General features: G+C 35.8%; 20 protein-coding genes. 2 read left to right on the forward strand and 18 right to left on the reverse strand.

The window, feature by feature from the left end:
- Positions 1–7: 7 nt before the first annotated feature.
- Entirely contained in the window at positions 8–817 is an 810-nt protein-coding gene (locus MR054_RS05595) for a mechanosensitive ion channel family protein (protein ID WP_420868335.1), read from the forward strand.
- Positions 818–866: 49 nt separating this feature from the next.
- Here MR054_RS05595 and tsaB read toward each other — a convergent pair whose 3' ends face one another.
- The 14 genes from tsaB to cyoE all read right to left on the reverse strand — a co-directional run bounded on the left by tsaB (position 867) and on the right by cyoE (position 12,716).
- Positions 867–1,538 (reverse strand): tRNA (adenosine(37)-N6)-threonylcarbamoyltransferase complex dimerization subunit type 1 TsaB, encoded by a 672-nt coding sequence (gene tsaB / locus MR054_RS05600; RefSeq protein ID WP_242156894.1) that lies wholly within the window; start codon positions 1,536–1,538, stop codon positions 867–869.
- Positions 1,539–2,879, reverse strand: a complete 1,341-nt coding sequence (locus tag MR054_RS05605) for a TolC family protein (protein WP_242156895.1) — start codon at positions 2,877–2,879, stop codon at positions 1,539–1,541.
- Entirely contained in the window at positions 2,854–3,975 is a 1,122-nt protein-coding gene (locus MR054_RS05610; RefSeq protein WP_242156897.1) for an efflux RND transporter periplasmic adaptor subunit, read from the reverse strand. The genes MR054_RS05605 and MR054_RS05610 overlap by 26 nt, the downstream gene beginning before the upstream one ends.
- A gap of 19 nt (positions 3,976–3,994) precedes the next feature.
- Positions 3,995–5,239: an ABC transporter permease gene (locus MR054_RS05615; RefSeq protein ID WP_242156898.1), complete on the reverse strand. Its 1,245-nt coding sequence runs from the start codon at positions 5,237–5,239 to the stop codon at positions 3,995–3,997.
- A 2-nt stretch (positions 5,240–5,241) separates the two neighbouring features.
- Positions 5,242–6,471 (reverse strand): ABC transporter permease, encoded by a 1,230-nt coding sequence (locus MR054_RS05620; RefSeq protein ID WP_242156899.1) that lies wholly within the window; start codon positions 6,469–6,471, stop codon positions 5,242–5,244.
- Positions 6,464–7,165, reverse strand: a complete 702-nt coding sequence (locus tag MR054_RS05625; RefSeq protein WP_242156900.1) for an ABC transporter ATP-binding protein — start codon at positions 7,163–7,165, stop codon at positions 6,464–6,466. The genes MR054_RS05620 and MR054_RS05625 overlap by 8 nt, the downstream gene beginning before the upstream one ends.
- A gap of 92 nt (positions 7,166–7,257) precedes the next feature.
- Positions 7,258–7,476, reverse strand: coding sequence for a hypothetical protein (locus MR054_RS05630; RefSeq protein ID WP_242156901.1), 219 nt, complete (start codon positions 7,474–7,476; stop codon positions 7,258–7,260).
- Between the two features lies 1 nt (position 7,477).
- Positions 7,478–8,002: a DUF420 domain-containing protein gene (locus tag MR054_RS05635; protein ID WP_242156902.1), complete on the reverse strand. Its 525-nt coding sequence runs from the start codon at positions 8,000–8,002 to the stop codon at positions 7,478–7,480.
- Positions 8,003–8,069: 67 nt separating this feature from the next.
- On the reverse strand, positions 8,070–8,816 hold the full coding sequence (locus MR054_RS05640; protein WP_242082776.1) for an SCO family protein: 747 nt from the start codon (positions 8,814–8,816) through the stop codon (positions 8,070–8,072).
- 71 nt (positions 8,817–8,887) lie between these two features.
- Positions 8,888–9,637, reverse strand: coding sequence for a hypothetical protein (locus MR054_RS05645; protein WP_242156903.1), 750 nt, complete (start codon positions 9,635–9,637; stop codon positions 8,888–8,890).
- A gap of 82 nt (positions 9,638–9,719) precedes the next feature.
- Complete coding sequence (locus MR054_RS05650; protein WP_242082778.1) at positions 9,720–10,100, reverse strand: cytochrome C oxidase subunit IV family protein; 381 nt, start codon at positions 10,098–10,100, stop codon at positions 9,720–9,722.
- Between the two features lie 20 nt (positions 10,101–10,120).
- Entirely contained in the window at positions 10,121–11,101 is a 981-nt protein-coding gene (locus tag MR054_RS05655; RefSeq protein ID WP_242082780.1) for a cytochrome c oxidase subunit 3, read from the reverse strand.
- Between the two features lie 138 nt (positions 11,102–11,239).
- Entirely contained in the window at positions 11,240–11,821 is a 582-nt protein-coding gene (locus tag MR054_RS05660; protein WP_242082782.1) for a cytochrome c oxidase subunit 3, read from the reverse strand.
- Between the two features lies 1 nt (position 11,822).
- Positions 11,823–12,716, reverse strand: a complete 894-nt coding sequence (cyoE, locus tag MR054_RS05665) for a heme o synthase (protein ID WP_242082784.1) — start codon at positions 12,714–12,716, stop codon at positions 11,823–11,825.
- A gap of 145 nt (positions 12,717–12,861) precedes the next feature.
- On the opposite strand from cyoE, the gene MR054_RS05670 reads away from it, so the two are divergent.
- Entirely contained in the window at positions 12,862–13,722 is an 861-nt protein-coding gene (locus MR054_RS05670; protein WP_242156905.1) for an MBL fold metallo-hydrolase, read from the forward strand.
- A 67-nt stretch (positions 13,723–13,789) separates the two neighbouring features.
- Here MR054_RS05670 and MR054_RS05675 read toward each other — a convergent pair whose 3' ends face one another.
- From MR054_RS05675 to gcvH, 4 genes are all read right to left on the reverse strand, one after another.
- On the reverse strand, positions 13,790–15,901 hold the full coding sequence (locus MR054_RS05675; RefSeq protein ID WP_242156907.1) for a bromodomain-containing protein: 2,112 nt from the start codon (positions 15,899–15,901) through the stop codon (positions 13,790–13,792).
- Between the two features lie 116 nt (positions 15,902–16,017).
- Positions 16,018–16,740, reverse strand: coding sequence for an energy transducer TonB (locus MR054_RS05680; protein ID WP_242082791.1), 723 nt, complete (start codon positions 16,738–16,740; stop codon positions 16,018–16,020).
- Between the two features lie 60 nt (positions 16,741–16,800).
- The gene (locus tag MR054_RS05685) at positions 16,801–17,175 is read right to left on the reverse strand and encodes a VanZ family protein (RefSeq protein ID WP_242082793.1); all 375 of its coding nucleotides are present in this window, start codon (positions 17,173–17,175) and stop codon (positions 16,801–16,803) included.
- Positions 17,168–17,548 carry a glycine cleavage system protein GcvH gene (gene gcvH / locus MR054_RS05690; protein WP_242082794.1) on the reverse strand — a complete coding sequence of 127 codons (381 nt, stop codon included), beginning with the start codon at positions 17,546–17,548 and terminating at the stop codon, positions 17,168–17,170. The genes MR054_RS05685 and gcvH overlap by 8 nt, the downstream gene beginning before the upstream one ends.
- Between the last annotated feature and the right edge of the window lie 64 nt (positions 17,549–17,612).

Here is a 17,612-nt window from a genome sequence, read left to right on the forward strand (position 1 = left end):
TATGAACATGGAAAATGTAGATACTGAAAAATGGATAACCCTTGCTACGGAATACGGCATTAGAATTTTGGCGGCAATCATTATATGGATTGTTGGTTTGTGGATTATTAAAAGGTTGTTGAAAGGGACAAAAAAAGTAATGTCAAGCAGTAATTATGATGAAAGTTTGCAAAAGTTTCTATTAAACCTTCTAGGGTGGATCTTAAAAATTTTATTAATCCTTGCTATTCTAGCTAAATTAGGGGTGGAAACAACATCCTTTGCTGCTATTTTAGCTGCCGCTGGTTTAGCCATTGGCATGGCACTACAAGGGTCCTTAGGGAATTTTGCAGGCGGTGTTTTAATTATGATCTTCAAACCTATTAAAATTGGTGATTTAATTGAGGCTCAAGGTGAAATTGGTGTCGTTAAGCAAATTGAAATATTTACCACCAAACTTACCGGACTTTCCAATAAGGAAATCATAATTCCTAATGGGGCTTTATCCAATGGTAATATTATAAACTATACCACAGAAGGCACACGCCGTGTAGATTTAATTTTTGGTGTAGGCTATGATTCCGATATTAAGAAAACCAAAGAAGTTTTGATGCAAGTAGTTACTACGCATCCTAAAGTTTTGCAAGAACCGGCACCCGCTGTAACCGTTTTGGAACTGGCAGACAGCTCCATTAATTTTGCAGTAAGACCATGGTGCGAAACTGCCGATTACTGGAATGTTTATTTTGATGTGACGGAACAAACCAAGGAAGCCCTTGATGCTGCCGGTATTGAAATTCCATACCCACATCATGTCGAAATTAGAAAACAAGGTTAAATCGTTTACACGTCTTCCAGTTTTAAAAAACTGTACAGGATTATTTGAACTAAAGTTTGGGTTTTATAGCAATAAAATCCTTTAAATAGTAAGGTTCAAAATAAGCGACATTTTCAAATTCATTTATCTTAAATTTGTTATAGGCCAATGCCCCCATGTCATTAGCAGACGGTAATTTACCTTTAATAAAAACCGCATTGGGATGATTGATATGGGTCATTGTTTTTTCAACACCATTCCCAATAAAATAGACTTTATCTTCTTTTAAATATTTCCCAAAAGCATCGTAATCTATTATTTGTGCTTGAGTATCCCTTATTTGACAATGCTGAGTGTCAAAAACTGCAGAGTACACTTCCTGCCTTCTGGCATCCAACATGGGTACAATTACCCCATTTTGTTCTTTGACTTGATGGGATAAAGATTCTAATGTTGGTATGGAAATCAATGGAAGATCCAACGCATAGCAAAGTCCCTTGGCTGCTGAAACACCAATACGTAACCCTGTGTAAGATCCCGGACCTTTACTAATGGCGATAGCATTTAGTTTTTTTCGGTTAACATTTGTTTCTTTTAAAATATCATCGATGTAAACATGTAAACGTTCCGCATGGGAATAGTTTTTATCATAGTCTTCTTTTAGTAGAATTGTTCTACCATTTACACTTAATGATACGGAACAATTAGTTGTTGCCGTTTCTATACTTAGTATATATACCAATTAATTTAATGTTATTGTTTTACCAATGTAAAAATCCAAAACTTTTGTCTTAAAAACAAAATCATACTTCGCATTTATCAGTGAAGATTGTGCATTTATAAGTTGTACTCGCGATTGCTCTAAATCAAAGGCGGTCATACTACCTAAATCAAACCGTTCCTTGGCGTTAAAAAAAGCAAATTCTTGAGATTCAAGGGTCTTAATGGCTGCCTGATATGCTTTAAAGGCAGCATGTGCATCGGTGTAAGCCCTTTGTATATTGGACTCAAGATTTATTTTGGCCTGTTCCAAATTAAGTTTACTGTTTTCTTCTTGAATTTTAGATTTTGCAACGGCTGTTTTATTCCGATATCCAGAAAAAACAGGAATATTCACATTCAAACTCAAGCTATGCCCTTTATTATCATTGATTTGTTGAAAAAATGAATTGGAACTCGTTAAATTGGAAAAATTTGCACCAGTATTAAATCCATATCCCAAACTTACATTTGGATAATACCCACTTTTAGATATCTCGGTGTTTAATTGTGCATTTTCAATATTTCTTTCTGCCACTTTAATTTCTACGCGATTTGCCAAAGCATATTCCAAAACAGGCGATGCATCAGAATATAATAAAGTTTCCGAAGGGGTACCAACATCCATCACTTCAACATTAAAACCATCAAAAGGGAGTTGCAACAATTGAGACAAATTAAGTAAGGCTAAATTTAAATTGTTATCGGCAATGGTCACTTGTTGGGCATCCCTGCTTAAGGTAGCCTCAGCATCATAAATATTGGCCTTAGGCTGAACCCCGGCATCCACCAATGCCTTCACCTGAACTAACTGCTTTTTACTAAACTCAAATTGCGCTTGTGTGGTTTCCAAATTCTCCTTGTTGAACAATACATTCAAATAAGCGTTGACCACATTTAATGTGATGTCGTCTTCAATACGTTCTAATTCTAATTGATTGGTTTCCAGGTTTAAAAGAGACTGTTTATACACATTTGTGTTTCTAAACCCATTAAAAACGGTTTGGGACACATTCAATCCAGCGCTTGTTGAATGAAATGTTCGATCCACAAAATTTCCCGGAAACAATTCGGACTGGCCCAGGCTAAGTGACTGTCTAATCCCTAAACCGATCGATGGTAAAAAATTACCCTGTGAAGCCTTGATATCCTGTTTGTTCAATAACAACGTGTTTTGAACTTGTTTTACAGAAATATTATGTTCAAGGGCATAATCAACACATTCTTGTAATGTCCATTTCTTGTCTTGGCCAAAGGCCATTACACCGATGGATAATATTATAAATACTAACCTTATTTTAGTCAATGTCTTCTTCTTCCTCATCTTCTTTTGATGCTTTGTTCCACACTTTTATTTTATCCCCTTCTTCCACACCATCTACTATCTCAACAATAATCCCATCGGAAGTCCCAAGTCTTACCTCTTTTTTCTTAAACTTTCCATTTTCATCCAAAATCTCCACAAATGGGGCATCTGTAAAACGGTTAAATTGCACAAGTGCCTCCTTAATGACCAATACACTATCCTTATTTTCTACTTCTATTTCGGCATTGGCACTGTATCCTGCCCTAATATTTTTCGAGGATTCTACATCAACATCTGCTTTTATAGTAAATTGAACAGCCCCATTCTCCTCCACTCCTTTCGGGGCAATAAAGGTTAACCTGGCCGGAAATGCTTTTTCATTAATGGCTCCTAAAACTACTGATATGTCTTCGCCTTCCTTTAATTTACCAACTTCAGCTTCATCTACCTTTCCCTCAAATATCATAATGCTCATATCTGCAACTGTAGCTATGGTTGTTCCGGCATTAAAATTGTTACTTTGGATGACCTGATCTCCCTCACGCACCGGAATCTCCAATACCGTCCCTGATATCTGAGCGACTATATTGGTATTGGCCGAACTCCCCCCGGATAAGGAACCCTGTTCTATGATTTGATAATCATTCTGTGCCTGTTTTAAATTTTCTTTTGCCTGATTGTACGAGAGTTCGCTATTTTCGAAATCCTGTTGTGAAATTACTCCTTTTTCAAATAAGGCTGTATTGCGTTTATATAAAACTTCTGCATTATTGGCAGCTAATGCTGCAGTCTTAATTCGGCTTGCGGCGCTGGCTAAATTCTGTTCGTTGGGTACGACCCTAATCTTAGCGATTAAATCCCCCTTTCGAACTATATCGCCTTCCTCCACCAGAATTCTATCTATTATTCCGGACACCTGGGGTTTTAGTTCTATCTCCTCTTCCGGATTTAATTTACCGGTAGCCACAACCTTAGTTTTTACAGTATCGTAATACGGTTCTTCTGTCGTGAATTCATCTATAGACTGTCCATTTGCTTCTTTAAAATATTTAAGTACAAAAGCCAGTGCTAAAATGGCAATTATTGTTAAACCAATTTTTACTGTTTTATTCATTTTTATACTGATTAAAATTTTATTCTTCCCTAAGGGCCTCTATGGGCTTTACACTAGTCGCCTTAAATGCCGGTATGAGTCCTATGAGTGTCCCCAACGCCACTAAAATTAACAGTGCCACAAAAACAATGGTAATGGATACCGAGGCATTAACCAAAGTAGCATCATCGCCTTGACCGTAGAAATGATCCAACAAAATAAGTATCCACCCTCCCGTTATAATTCCAAAAATTCCTGCTATTAGTGTTAAAAAAACGGCCTCTGCTACAATTTGTCTTTTTATTTCAAATGGGGTAGCTCCCAAAGCCCGACGCACACCAATTTCCTTTGTGCGTTCCTTTACAGTAATTAACAAAATATTACCAATGGCAAATACGCCAGCTATTAGAGTTGCAATACCTACAAACCACGTTAAAAACTGCATACCAGTTAAAAAGCCGGTAAACTTATCAAAATTTTCACCCAGATTAAAACTGCCAAATGCTCTGGCATCTTTGGGGTGTATATTATTTAAATTCCTTAATAAAAGTTTAGTATCCAACTCAATTTGCTTTATATTATATTCAGGTTTACCGGTTACCATAATCCAACCTATTTTATCGCCCTGATTATAAATTTGCTGAAATGTTGTAAACGGAATATGGATATCGGAACCCGGGCCCATTTGGATATTACTTTCTTCAAAAACACCAATAACCGTAAAATTCATACCGTTAATTTGGATAAAAGCTCCAATAGGTTCTTCCTTTTTTTCAAATAATTGTTTAAAAATATCTTCAGAAATAACAGCTACTTTTTTGCTCTTTTCTATATCATTTTGATTAATAAATCTTCCAAATAACAATTTCTTTTTTTGTACGTCATCCAATAACGGGTAATCTCCGGCGACATTAAATGATCCGGATAAAAAGTTTCTCATCACCGTACTTTGGTTTTGATTTCTAGGCACTACAAAATCAATTCCTTGAATATTTTCTTCAACTTTTTTAGCATCAGAAAGTGATAACCTAACGCGTCTACCCTCTTGGAATCCCTTAAATGGTTTACTGGTACTTTGGCCCCATATAAAGACACTATTGGTAGCAAAGTCTCCAAATAGTCTGTTAAATGAATTCTCCATCCCCCTGGCAGACCCCAACAGACCGATGAGCAATAATACACCCCACCATACGCCAATCATGGTTATTATAGTACGCAGTTGATTTTTACTCAAACTATCGTAAACTTCCTGCCAGGTATCTCTGTCTAATAAAAATCTAAACATGGTTAGTCATTTCTTAAAGCTACAATAGGTTTTATATTTGAGGCTTTCTGGGCAGGTACATAACCCGCTAGAGTACCAGCGGCAATTAGGGTTAGTGTTGCCGTAATAATCATGGATGGTCTTACCCCGGGATCTGTAATAAAATAGTCCTTTAAACTTGGTCCTATCCACTCCAACACCCCTATCCCAATTAAAAGGCCTAAGTATCCTGCAATAGTCGTGATGACTATGGATTCTGCAAGTATGATTGAAACGATTGATCTGGGAGATGCTCCAAGAGCTTTTCTTATCCCTATTTCTTTGGTGCGTTCTTTTACGATAAAAATCATGATGTTGCTTATGCCGACTATGCCAGCGGTTAAGGTCCCCAATCCAATAATCAAAATAATAATCCCCAATACCACATTCATCTTACGGACCCCTTGAGTCTGGCTCGCCATATTAAACACCCTTATAGCGCGTTGATCTGAATTGGCAACTGAAAAGCGGTTTTTAAGCTTTTTGCTAATGTCATTTCCAAAATTTATGGCCTGGTCAAAAGTCAAATCGGGTTTATAACTCAAATTAATTTGATCTATATAATCATTGTTCCCATAAATTTGCTGTGCAGTGGATACTGGCATATAAATAAGCCGTTCCTCATTATCGCCACCCTTATCCTTAAAAATTCCTATAACTTTGTATGGTATGCCATTTAAGTTTAAATACTTCCCTAATGGGTCTTCCTTGATAAATAAATCCTTTGCCACTAATCGACCAATAACGATAACCTTGTTTTTATAGACGAGATCATTTTGATTTATAAATCGTCCTTCATGGATAATGGTTCTTTCTAAAAACTGATGATCGGGGTGTACTGCTCTTACATTGTAATTATTGTGCTCGTTTTTATAGATGGCTGATACGTTCCTGTAAATTCTGGCCGATATGAATTCAATTTTATGGTCAAACTCATCTATTAAATAATTAAAATCTTCATTCTTGAATTGAATGCGTCTGCCAGCCTGTAGTCCCTTATGTGCTTTAGTCGTTCTTCCTGATCGCACAAATATAGCATTGGTCACATCGTCTGCGAAAGCTTCTTTAAATGTATTTTTTAGTCCATTAGCTATTCCAAACAATATAGTAAACAATAAAATCGCAAAAGTTACCGTGAAGCCGGACAAAAGACTTCTAGTTCTATTCTTATTTATACTTTGAAATATTTCACGCCAAAGGTCAATATCAAACATGTTGCTCTATTCTAACCTGATTTATGATTTTATCTTCCATAATGATACCATCTCGCAGTCTAACAATGCGCTTGCACATATTAGCAATGTCTTCTTCATGTGTTACCATTAAAATGGTTTTCCCCTCATCATTCAATTGTTGAATAAATGTTATGATCTCATAAGAGGTATTGGAATCCATCGCTCCTGTGGGTTCATCGGCTAATAACAATTTAGGATTCGCAGCTAAGGCTCTGGCAATAGCCACTCGTTGGTTTTGCCCACCCGATAACTCTTTAGGTAAATGATGGGACCAATTTTTCAAGCCTACTTTTTCAAGATAGAACATGGCTTTTTCTTGACGTTCCTTCCGTTTCATCCCTTGATAATACAAAGGTAAAGCAACATTTTCAAGGGCATTTTTATAGTTTATTAGATTAAAGGATTGAAAAATAAATCCTAAAAATTTGTTTCGATAAACAGCTGCCTTTTTTTCGGTAAGATTTTTAATAGGCAACCCGTCTAGGATATAATCTCCGGAATCGGCCTCATCCAACATTCCAATAATATTGAGCAAGGTAGATTTACCGGAACCAGATGAACCCATAATGGCCACCATTTCGCCTTCTTCAACAGATAAATTAATTCCTTTTAATACGTGTAAACTAGAATCCCCGATGGGGTAAGATTTGTGGAGTTCTTTGATGACGAGCATTATTTCTTTGATGAATTAATTGAGATTTAAAACTCAATGGTTAGACTCACAAGACAAAGAAATGTTACAATAATTGTTCCGAAAAGTGACTATTACTTTTTAAATTTATTGTAATTTTTATAAATAATTAAGGCGACCCCTCCAATGAGTAAATATGGAATTAACATTAAATACACAATACCATCATTTATACCCTGAGCAGCACCATGGCCTTCCTCACTTTCCAATACGGCCCTGCACATTGCACATTGAGCACTGGTCTCTAGAAAAGAGCACACTGAGAAAATAAAAAATAAAATTTTATTCTTCATTTTAGTAAAATGGAGAGATCATTAAATAAACAATAACACCTGTAACAGCAACATAAAGCCATAATGGAAAGGTTATTTTAGCTATTTTTTTATGGTCTTCAAAATTTTTGGTTATTGCCCTAACATAGGTTATTAGTACAAATGGAATCACGGCTACAGACAAAACAATATGGCTCACTAAAACAAATAAATAAAGCGCTCTAAAATTGCCTTCATAGATGGTTGAATCACTGGTCATGTGATGTAATACATACATGACCAAAAACACCGCAGAACACCAAATGGCCGTTGTCATGAGATTTTCATGCAGCACTATCTTTTTGTTTTTAATGGCAAAAAAAGCCAGCACTAAAATTAAAGCCGTAAATCCATTGATTGTAGCATAAATAGGCGGCAAAAAAACAGGCAATTCAAAATCCAGCCTGACCTTAAACAAAATTGCTACTATGATAGGAATGGCTATCGATAATACCACAATTAATTTATTATACTTTTTATCTTCTGAAATTTCTTTGTTCTGAATCATGTAATACGTTTTAGGAGATTCTTAAACCCCAGTTGGGTTGGTTAGACGGATTAGAATGACACTGTGTTTACTCATCAAGTAACTTTTTAATATCTTCTTTTAATAAACTGATTTCCTCTTTTTCACCGTCGTCACCTACCTCTTCGCTCTCTGAAACAATACCCTTGTAATAAATAATGGGATTACCATACTGGTCTTTTCTGGAACGAATAAATCCATTCTTATCAATTAGAGCAAAATTTCCCGAATGCTCGAAACCTCCCAACACATCTTCGTTTTCAGCTGCATAAATATAAAATCCTTCATTGGCTAGTTTATATATATCCTCTTTATTCCCTGTTAATAAATTCCAATTGGGGTTTGTTATACCATATGTTTTGGCATACTCATTTAGGACTTCAGGCGTATCATAGTCCGGATTTATAGTAAAAGAAGCAACTCCAAAATCATCAAATTCCTGAAAAGCATTCTGAACTTGAACAAGATTAGCATTCATCCTAGGGCAGATAGTTGGACAGGTTGTAAAAAAGAATTCTATGACATAAACTTTGCCCCTATAATCTTTATTGGTAATGGTATCGTTATTTTGGTTCAAAAAACTAAATTCAGGAACTTGACGTTTAACACCATTATTTTCAATGTAGGCCAATGGAGACTTGTCGTCATTTTTGGAATTGGCAAAATCGCTTCGGCTTTCATTTCTAATAATGTCATCATTCGATATCCTGTCTACAATTTTGGGAATGAAAAGGATTCCAAAAACCAATATAACAAATGCAATGCCTATGTAAGAATAATTTGTTTTATTGCTCATTATTTTTATGTCTTCAAAAAAGATTTGACCTTAGTCTGCCATTAGCAGCCCTCTTCTGGTCAAATCATAATTTAATTAATTTGTTCTTTTAAATCTTCTGCGCGTCGTATATCCGAATTGAAATTACCTTTACGCTTTTGACGATATTCTGTAAAAAGTATCCGTAAATCGTCATTCATTTTATTTTTTATTTCAGCAACTTCAATACAGTTATAACTGTAAAGCCCATAAACGGCAATATTTTTTTCAATTTCGTTGTCGTTTCGGTCATCCAATCGTCCCCTTTGGTTCAACTCTTTATCAATTATAAAAACATTATCGGAACCAAATTCATTATCTAAACTGTTAGTACTCTTCAAACTTTTATATAAATTAGATATAGCCTCAGGTTTACCCGTGATGAAGTGCCAGAATTTTAAATCTTCATAGGAACTGATTTCAGATTTAAGTCTTTTCAATATATTCTCGGTACCCTTTGGTGCTAAAACTACAATTTGAAATTTTTTAAATCCCTTAAACTTATCATAAACCAATTCTTTTAAATTAGACAGTTGCACAAGATGTCTTTCGGGATTATTTCCAATAAATCCCAGTATCGTAATATGGTCCTTTAAAACCACTTTATTATTAAAGATGCCTTCCATCTGGCCTGGATCCGGAACATTAGAATTCACAATTTCTAAAGGCGTATAATTATGTGTGGCAGGATAAAGAAACAATAAAAAAGCAACTGGAAGAAAAAACAGTATTCCTAATACCACATATCTACTCGTTTTTTTATAATCCATTTTGGGTTGCTTCATCATTTTGTAGCTGTGCAAAAATAAAAAAAGGCGGTTAAAAAAACCGCCTAATTATGATAATTAACACTTCGACTGCGCTCCGTGTTGTCTTTAATTTCCTTTAAAAATCTCTTTTAATATATCCGGTATCATATACGTCGAATACGTAACCTCCTTCTTGAAGAAGGATAAAAATAAGATACAGGATGAGAAATATGGCTGTCCATACTACCATCCGCTGTAAGGCTTTGGTTTCGTCACGCATGTGCATGAAATCCCAGGTAATATAATAGGCCTTAACAATAGTTAAAATAATGAAAATCCAGTTAAGCAATTTCATTCCCAGGACCTTTCCCATCAAACTTTCAGGTTTGTAAATACCTAGAGCGACTTCTACCGTTGTTACAATTGATAACAGAATTAATACCCCCCAAATTTTTTGGGTATTACTTTTAAATTTTATTAAGCCCCGTAATATCGCTAAATTATGTCCGTGTGCCATTTTTTAAACTGCTCTTTTAATTAAACTAGATAGAAGAATGTAAATACAAATACCCAAACCAAATCTACAAAGTGCCAATATAGTCCCACCTTTTCTACCATTTCGTAACTTTTACGTCTTTCATATGTTCCCAGAATCACATTAAAGAAAATGATGATATTTATAACAACACCCGAAAACACGTGAAAACCATGAAACCCGGTAATAAAGAAAAAGAAATCTGCAAAAAGTGGAGATCCGTATTCATTGACATGAAGATTTGCTCCTTCTACAACTATTTTACCATTTTCCTTTACACGCTTGAGTGATTCTTCTCGTGATAATACGGTTTTATGTCCATGCTCATCTAGCAATTGGGTCCTTACCAAAATATTTTCATGTGCTTCCAATCCAGCTACGACTTCTTCAACAGAATAGGTTGGAAGGGTTCCTTCCTGTACAAACCACAAACCGGTATTTTTACTATGTGCAGTTCTGTCTTTTTGATCTACTATTGCAAAATCCCTTAGAGCTACACGATGTCCCTCCGCGTCTACAAATTGTAAAATATTTCCACCTTTGGTTTGTACGGCACCATAATCCCCCTTAATAAAAGTTGCCCATTCCCACGCCTGTGACCCCACGAAAATTAAACCGCCAATTATGGTCAGCAACATGTAAAGGGTAACCTTTGCCTTTTTTAAGTGATGACCTGCATCTACCGCCAATACCATGGTCACAGAGGACATGATAAGGATAAACGTCATAAATGCCACATAAATCATGGGCATTTCCTGACCGTGTAAAAACGGTACGTGGGTAAAAACCTCATCGGCGATTGGCCATGCATCTATGAATTTAAATCTCGAAAAGCCATAGGCCGCCAAAAATCCTGAAAAGGTCAATGCATCTGAAACAATGAAAAACCACATCATCATTTTACCATAACTGGCCTGTAATGGCCTGTTACCACCACCCCATGTTTTGCCTTCTGTTCCAGTATTCACAACTGTAGTACTCATATAATGGTTGTTATTTGAAAAGTTGCACAAAAATAATGATTTTATTTATTATCGAAAGAAACATCGCATAATAAATTATGAGGATCTACATAATTAGTATTGAGATGTTCGTTTGGACCTTTGAAAAAAGAATCCAAACTATCTAAAGAAATATAAAAACAAAAACAGTAGCACCCAAAGGATATCCAAAAAGTGCCAAAAGGTAGCAGCGAGTTCAAAACCAAGCAAACTTGTAGACGTGTACTTTTGTTTAAAGTGATTATAAATTACCACCAGTAAACATATCAATCCAACTACCACATGCAACAGATGCATAAATGCAATAACAAAAATGAATGTCATGGTAATGTTGCTGGTCGGTCCTGTAAAGTGATAACCGCTTCCAATAATTTGATTAAATCCTATAAACTGGTTGTAAATAAACACCAGTCCCAAACCTAAAGTTATGATCAAAAATAATGTAGTTTGCGTCCTGTTATCATGTTTTAAAGCATGCTTAGCTAAAAGAAATGTAAAACTGCTCAATATAATAATGGCAACACTTAAAAAGAATGCATTCGGCAGATTAAAATCGGTAAGCCAATCCGGCCTCGATTTACTAACAATATAGGCACTTGTCCAACCGGCAAATGTCATTATAAGTGAAACAATCCCAAACCAAAGCATCATTTTCTTTGCCCTGTTATTTTTTTCTTCCTGTGTTCCTTGTGTTAAATCCATTTTAGCTTAAAAATTTATCAACTACGTATACCACTTGTACCAGTGAAATATAAGATACGCTAACCAACATAAGTTGTTTTGCGGCCTTTACTGTCATAATATTAAATAAACGAATTGCGTAATACAACATCCATAATCCCAAAAGTAATACAAGAATAGCAGCAATTATCGATAACTGCAATTTCCCCGTAAAACCAAATACCGGTATAATAGATACCAATATAGTCCAAATGGTATACATTATGGTCTGCACAGCTGTTCCCTTATCCTGTTTCCCGGTGGGCAACATGTAAAATCCTGCTTTTTCATAATCTTTAAACAAAAACCAACCAATAGCCCAAAAATGGGGAAACTGCCAAAAAAACTGCAGTGCAAATAAGGTACCCGGCTCTATCCCAAAATCGTCTGTGGCAGCAACCCAACCTAACATAAACGGTATAGCCCCAGGAATGGCTCCCACAAAAACGGCCAAAGGGGTTTTGGTTTTAAGTGGAGTATATACACAGGTATACAAAAATATGGATATGGCCCCGAACATGGCCGTTTGTTTATTTATAACATAAAGTATGGTAATCCCGAAAAGGGTTAAAATAACTGCTATCCAAAATGCAACATTCACAGTCATTCGTCCTCCGGGAATAGGTCTGTTCTTGGTTCGATCCATTAAGGCATCTAAATCCCTTTCAATAATTTGATTAAAGGCGTTAGAGGCCCCTACCATAAAATAGCCCCCCAAGGCTAATAAAAGCAACGTTTTATAATCGACAGATTCCACGCCAAGCAGATACCCTGCCAATGAGGAAAACACGACACTTAATGCCAATCGCATTTTTGTAATTTCTTTAAAATCTGAAATTACTGAATGGACGGTTAATGAAGATTTTGAACTGTTCAATGTACTTTGTGTTGCAGCCTTTTCAAGGGCGAGTGCAAAGATACTTCATTAGAGTTTTTTGGGCAATGCTTTTTAAGTGTTATTTTAGACCCATAACATCCCCTAAAATTTTCGTATTTTTAATGAAATGGTAATACCCCCTATTATGAATCGTTTATCTATTGTTTATATTATTGCAGTTCTTTCTTTTTCATTAGTGGCCCGTGGCCAAAATGACGATGTTGTTATCCGTACATATCCATTATCCGGTCATGTTTATATGTTAGAAGGTCAAGGAGGCAACATTGGTATTTCTGTAGGAGATGATGGGGTTTTCATGATCGATAGCCAATTCGGACGGCTAACTCCCAAAATATTGGAAACGATTCACACCATAAGTGAGAAACCCATTAAATTTTTAGCCAATACCCATCATCATGGCGACCATACCGGTGGCAACGCCAATATTGCAAATGAATACACCACAATAATTGCCCATGACAATGTGAGAAAACGTCTTGTTGAAAATGATAAAATTGAGGCGCTTCCAGTAATCACCTTTAATGACAGGCTCAGTATCTATATTAATGGTGAACAGGTAATGGTCATGCATTTCGAAAACACCCATACAGATGGGGATAGTATGCTGTATTTTACGACGAGTAATGTCTTACATACCGGTGATATTTACTTTGCAGAACGCTACCCATATATCGATTTGAATTCCGGTGGCAGTGTTGACGGCTATATTGAAGCTGTTAAAAAAGCCCTGATTTTGATTGATGACGACACCAAGATTATCCCTGGTCATGGTAAACCGTCCACTAAAAAAGATTACCAATTCTTTTTGGATATGTTAGAAGATTTGAAAGCGAAAGTATCATTTGAAATTAAAAATGGTAAATTGGAGGAAGATGTTGCCAGCAACACCGCAATTTCCAAAACGTATGATGAGCTAGGCTATGGCTGGAGTTTTATTTCATCAGAAAAAATTAGAAGGACGTTTTATAGAAGTTTGAAACAATAAATTAATGACATACGGAATATGGTTGTATACGGCTCTCAAGGTAATTGTTCGGAATATGGCTTTTAGTTTAAAAATCCAGATACCAATTGAACAAGTCTGTTCTTAACCCCAAATTAAACCAAACCGTATCACTTTTAAATGTTGAATTTGTCGTTGCTTCCGGGTTAAAGTTTCTAACCGTAATATCTGCGAATAATTTTAAATTGGTAGCCGTATTTATAACGTACCCTGTTTGTAAATTCCCGTAAAAGGAATTTGCATCAATACCTTGACCTACTTTAACACCGCTATCATATGGGCGCTCATTATAATTTCTGTAAATATCCCCACCATAACTATAATTATCCGTACCATCGTTAAAGTCCATTCCACGCTTACCAAAAATGAGCTTAGCATCGGCAAACCAACGTTTGTAATGGTAATGGCCTAACAGGACAAACTCGCTAAAATTGGCCCCCCACAAATGGGCCATGGATTGGTTATTATGACCATAGTTCAATACCACCGTATTGTGTGAATAGGTGTAGGGACGTATTCGATTATATTCCATTTGAAGCAATAAATTATCCACCTTAAACGCATTATAATACTTAAGCCCTAATTGATATCCATATTTATTCTTCCAACTCTTTTCACCTGCTTTTATATCGCTCAATGAAAATTCATCAAGAATAAATTGACCATACATATTTACATGATCATTGAACTTATATTTGGCTGAGGCTCCAACAATAGCATTTCCGGCCCCTTGACCTGTTTCAAATTCTATTGCACGATAAAAAATTATTGGATTTAAATAGTTAATATCAAAACCTCTGTTGTTGGTATTGGCCCATAGCACGGATTCGAAAAACCCTAAATTCAAACGCTCGGAAACATTCCAGCTAAGAAAATGGTTAGCCATATACTTGGTTAAGTAGGCACCATCTACTGTCACTTCAGGACGTACATCCCTGAGCCACATCCAGGTATTGGTATATTTAATTTTCCAGAAGGTGGTATTCAATTTTAAAAACGGACTGGGACTCGCCACATCACTCAAAAACAAGGATCGGTATCCATCTCCTATAAAATTTTTTCCGTGGCCAAACTGAATATTGATAAACTTTGAGGGTGTATAAGACATATAGGCCTCTGCCACGGGATAGTCGTAAGAATCATCTTTAAATCGTTTAGCAATACCACGTCCCGGTATAATTGCGGGGTCGGGTCCAAAGGCTTTTAGGCTTTCCGCATAATCGTTTACATACTTGGCAAAGCGGCCTTGACTTTCAAAAACTGAGGCATAGAAATTGAATTTATTGCCTAAACCTCCTTGTATCAGAATACCACGCGTATTATTATAAGTTGTATTAAATTCTGCTTCAGTATCCTTACCTACCTGTAAATCTAAAATAGGATCTATAGTAAACCAGTAGTCCTCCCCTTCTATTTGAACCAAATGTTCATTCCAAAATTTTTTAGCTCCCCAAGTATTAGCTTCTCTTTTAAGATTATCTTGCTCTTTGTTAAAATTGTAATAGGTCGAAACCTCATCAAATCTGAAGGGCTTTGATGCAGTATGACTATTGGTCCCCAGCAGGTTCATGTTTCTGTCAAATTTCGCATAATAAGTGTGTGTAAACGGAATGTTCAACTGACTGGAAAACCGATTATTTCTGTTAGATGGTGGTTCCGATATAACACGGTCGAACTCCATTTTTGACTCTTGTTCGAGATTATCTATGTCATCATCTAATCCGTTTGAATTTTCATAATTCGCCATTGGATTTGTCAATGGAATTCGAATTGTCATGGCATATTGTTTATAAGTTGGAAGGCCGTTGTAAGTTGCTGGTTTAACTTGCGGAAAATTTGAGAACACACGTTTGGTCTCTGTTTTCAGTGCATCGTACATAGCATTGATATGGACGACTTTAAACCCTCCCAGAGTATCTACTTCAAAAAGCACAGAAACCTCACCTTTAAAGTTTTCCTCTATAACTTCAGGGGGAACATTAAAATTATTATAAATATGTTTGTAAACGTTATGGTTGAAGCATGCTTGTAAGGCGTCTATCTCGAGACTTTCACACCCTTCAAAAACAGGTGGTTTTTCATTATAAACAATAGTTTGTGCATATATGCCATAATGAATAACAAAAAACAGGAATAAGACATTAAATCTCTTTTTGGTCATTTAGAGGCGCTTTATTTTAATACGGAAAGATACTATATTTTGACAAGACCTTATAATATAAAAAACCGCTATCAACATTTTGATAACGGTTTATAAAAGTTAAAAATCCAATCCTTCTAATCTTGAACTTGAAAAATAATAGGTAAAGAATAGGGTACGGTAACTGGTTTACCGCGTTGTTTTCCTGGTTTCATTTTCGGCAATAAATTGATAACTCTGGCGGCCTCCTTTTCTAAACCTGGGTGCGGTGCTCTTGCACGAACACCTGTAATACTTCCCGTTTTATCAATTTTGAAAATAACATTAATACGCTGTCTTCCAGATAATCCTAAATCACTAGCCAATTCGGTATTAAATTTTTTATTGACAAACTGGGCTATTTTTTCAGACATGCAATCTCTTTTTGCTGAATTATTTTTTTCGTTTTCACAACCTGGAAATACGGGCACATTTTCAATGACGGCAAATGGGACTTCAATATCTTCCTCTACCTCTTCCACTTCCACTTCTTCCACTTCAACTATAGCTTCCTCCATATCCGTTTCTGTAGATTCAATAACGGTTTCCTCTACTTCCTCCTCATCTTCAACAATTTCGATCACTTCCGGAGCCGCAGGTGGAGGTGGAGGTGGCGGTGGTGTTTGAATTTGCTCTGTAATTGGAATTTCTTCATCATCCAATTCATCTAAACTCAATTGGCCTATGTCTATATCGGATTTGTCGTAAGTCTTATAGTTGATAGCAAAATTTGCTAGAAACAACATTAAAGCCAAACCAACAGCAAAATAAAGAGAGCTGTTACGTCCAACGTTTGCTTTTGGATTTTTCTTCGGTTCCATATTCTTATCGTTTTATCAGGATTGCTAAAATAACCATTTATTTGTCAAAAAAACAAGTGATCAATCATTTTTAACGTGTTTAATATTATAAATTAACAGTGAAGTCATTGCCAAAAGTATGCCTAATGTATTTGCTAACACGTCATATACATCGGATGATCTTGTTTTTGTAAATACACTTTGTAACAATTCAATAATTATACCAAACATAAAAGCCAGTAGAACAGATTTTATAACGGCCGCTTTTTTTGCTAATTCCTTTCTTGAGAACACATTATACCAAAGCAAGGTCAAAATAAAATAAGTAAAGAAATGGAAGAGTTTATCTCCAGAATCTAAATCAATTTCTGGTAATTCACTAATATTAATTAAGCTGACGGAAGTTAAACCTATTGAGTAAAGCACTGCTATATGGACCGCAAATTTTTTAAGCACCCACTAATGCTTTGTAGTCATCTGCCGATAGAAGGGCATTGACTTGGGATAGATCAGAGCACTTCACCTTAACCATCCATCCATCACCATAAGGATCTGAATTCACCTTTTCCGGTTCGTCTTCTAAAATTTCATTGAACGCGATAATTTCTCCCGAAAGCGGTAAAAATAAATCGGATACGGTTTTTACGGCTTCGACTGTTCCAAAAATATCCTCAGCATCAAGTGTTTCGTCAACCGTTTCAACTTCGACATATACAATATCCCCCAATTCGCCCTGCGCAAAATCAGTGATCCCAATAGTAGCTATATCACCTTCCAACTTAACCCATTCATGGTCCTTGGTATATTTTAATTCAGATGGTATATTCATCAATAATAGTTTTTAAGTAATTTCAGCAAATGTATTTATTAAATTACAAATTCAAATAAGTTGT

This window comes from Aestuariivivens sediminis (assembly GCF_022662105.1).
Classification (GTDB): domain Bacteria; phylum Bacteroidota; class Bacteroidia; order Flavobacteriales; family Flavobacteriaceae; genus Aestuariivivens; species Aestuariivivens sediminis.

Coding starts and splice junctions, on each gene's coding strand:
- MR054_RS05595 (WP_420868335.1), top strand. CDS start 8: ATGGAAAATGTAGATACTGAAAAATGGATAACCCTTGCTACGGAATAC.
- MR054_RS05605 (WP_242156895.1), bottom strand. CDS start 2,879: ATGAGGAAGAAGAAGACATTGACTAAAATAAGGTTAGTATTTATAATA.
- MR054_RS05610 (WP_242156897.1), bottom strand. CDS start 3,975: ATGAATAAAACAGTAAAAATTGGTTTAACAATAATTGCCATTTTAGCA.
- MR054_RS05615 (WP_242156898.1), bottom strand. CDS start 5,239: ATGTTTAGATTTTTATTAGACAGAGATACCTGGCAGGAAGTTTACGAT.
- MR054_RS05620 (WP_242156899.1), bottom strand. CDS start 6,471: ATGTTTGATATTGACCTTTGGCGTGAAATATTTCAAAGTATAAATAAG.
- MR054_RS05625 (WP_242156900.1), bottom strand. CDS start 7,165: ATGCTCGTCATCAAAGAACTCCACAAATCTTACCCCATCGGGGATTCT.
- MR054_RS05630 (WP_242156901.1), bottom strand. CDS start 7,476: ATGAAGAATAAAATTTTATTTTTTATTTTCTCAGTGTGCTCTTTTCTA.
- MR054_RS05635 (WP_242156902.1), bottom strand. CDS start 8,002: ATGATTCAGAACAAAGAAATTTCAGAAGATAAAAAGTATAATAAATTA.
- MR054_RS05640 (WP_242082776.1), bottom strand. CDS start 8,816: ATGAGCAATAAAACAAATTATTCTTACATAGGCATTGCATTTGTTATA.
- MR054_RS05650 (WP_242082778.1), bottom strand. CDS start 10,100: ATGGCACACGGACATAATTTAGCGATATTACGGGGCTTAATAAAATTT.
- MR054_RS05655 (WP_242082780.1), bottom strand. CDS start 11,101: ATGAGTACTACAGTTGTGAATACTGGAACAGAAGGCAAAACATGGGGT.
- MR054_RS05660 (WP_242082782.1), bottom strand. CDS start 11,821: ATGGATTTAACACAAGGAACACAGGAAGAAAAAAATAACAGGGCAAAG.
- MR054_RS05670 (WP_242156905.1), top strand. CDS start 12,862: ATGAATCGTTTATCTATTGTTTATATTATTGCAGTTCTTTCTTTTTCA.
- MR054_RS05675 (WP_242156907.1), bottom strand. CDS start 15,901: ATGACCAAAAAGAGATTTAATGTCTTATTCCTGTTTTTTGTTATTCAT.
- MR054_RS05680 (WP_242082791.1), bottom strand. CDS start 16,740: ATGGAACCGAAGAAAAATCCAAAAGCAAACGTTGGACGTAACAGCTCT.
- gcvH (WP_242082794.1), bottom strand. CDS start 17,548: ATGAATATACCATCTGAATTAAAATATACCAAGGACCATGAATGGGTT.